A 1,085-nucleotide genomic window follows, 5' to 3' on the forward strand; every position below is an offset into this window, starting at 1 on the left:
AATCAGCCGGAAATCTGTCCAAGAGTTGGGGAGTAGCTCACCTGACCGGGGCCCGCCGCCTGCCGCGCGAAGCTGAACGTCCAGGCGCAGCTGCCAGATGCCCTTCGTTTGTCCTGTCCTGCCACCGTAATTGCCGCCGCATCCGGGGCAGTCTTGTTCGCCGCGGAACTCGTGCTGCTCAGCTCGTGGTCGAGTGTTCCGTTCGGGCCCCACGCAACCTTAAAGGAAGACAGAAATGCCTCTCGTCTCTTCCACCCTGACGCAATTCAAAGCGTCGCTGCATCGTCCGGGGGCGTCATTTCACGTTATGCGGTCGTTGCTCTCCTTTCTTTTCCGACCTCGAACCTCGCGCAGACACCCGGCGAAGCATTTCGCGTCTTTCCCGGGGCGATCTCCGGATACAGCCACGCCAGAGGATCTGCGGGCCTATCAGTTGCAGATGACGAAGGACGAACGGTCTCCTCATCGCTGGAGCACATCAGAATGACGCGGAAGGCGGCCTCGAATTCGTTCTGATTGAAGGCATTACCGGCTACGGAAAGGCCCAGGCTCAAGCGGGCAATGTCCAGTCTTGCCGCCCCGAAACTGCCCATCGCGCAAACGTGCATTCCATGGTCAAGTATCTTGCCTGCCGCCTTAAAGTCACCCCGGGAAAGCCGGTCAAGCGCCTCCAGACAAAGAATGTCAGCTTCGAACATCGGCATTGCGATCCACATTTGGCGCAAGACACCGCCTGGATCACCGCACGTCTGATGCCCACAAGGCCGAGTGGCTTCGTTCGGTGGACGGACCGAAGCCGTCGCATTCAATCGGCTGGTAGGGTGCGAATGGCCTTGGCGACGCCGACGGGAAACATAGCCCGCGTCAGCACCTCGCCGCCTGCATTTACGGTCAGCCGCAGCGCCCGGCCCGCATGGCGGAAGATCGGCCGACAGCGGCCAAGGTCCGCGTCCACTCCAGCTTCGCACAGACTGGTGACCTCGCCAGCGCGCACCTTACAGAACATTGGTGCCGTTCTGATCGACAGAAAGTTGAATGACCAAACTAGGTGTTTGATCCCAGGTTTTGATGGTGCGATCTTTTCT

General features: G+C 59.8%; 2 protein-coding genes. Both read right to left on the minus strand.

Annotated elements, in window-relative coordinates; translation table 11 throughout:
* Positions 1-305: 305 nt before the first annotated feature.
* Positions 306-704 (minus strand): hypothetical protein, encoded by a 399-nt coding sequence (locus EEB11_RS19715; protein WP_167852823.1) that lies wholly within the window; start codon positions 702-704, stop codon positions 306-308.
* A 101-nt stretch (positions 705-805) separates the two neighbouring features.
* A partial coding sequence (locus EEB11_RS19240) for a DUF6522 family protein (protein WP_245299018.1) occupies positions 806-1,085 on the minus strand: 280 nt, incomplete at its 5' end.

The organism is Pseudotabrizicola sediminis, assembly GCF_004745575.1.
GTDB lineage: Bacteria > Pseudomonadota > Alphaproteobacteria > Rhodobacterales > Rhodobacteraceae > Pseudotabrizicola > Pseudotabrizicola sediminis.